The organism is Bacillus sp. sid0103, assembly GCF_019219025.1.
The window spans coordinates 1-255 of sequence record NZ_JAHUWN010000149.1; the positions used below are offsets into that span (position 1 = coordinate 1).

A 255-nucleotide genomic window follows, 5' to 3' on the forward strand; every position below is an offset into this window, starting at 1 on the left:
TTTTAAGAACTCCATCATCCATGTGTGGTCAACGTTGTCAAAGAATCCTTTTATATCTACATCTACTACATAATTTACTGGCCTCTTCTCAATATAGAAGTTCAGTGTTTTCAAAGCATCGTGGCAATTACGATTTGGTCGGAATCCAAAGGAACAGTCTAGAAAGTCATTTTCATAGATAGAATTTAGTATCTTCGTGATGCACTTTTGTACAATCTTATCTTCATGTTCCGGTATTCCCAACGGTCTTTTCTT

At 35.7% G+C, this 255-nt stretch carries 1 protein-coding gene; it reads right to left on the minus strand.

All coding sequences use genetic code 11. The features are described 5' to 3' along the window. Positions 1 to 255 (minus strand): reverse transcriptase domain-containing protein (locus KW850_RS34635; RefSeq protein ID WP_218351743.1); only part of this gene is annotated, 255 nt, incomplete at both ends.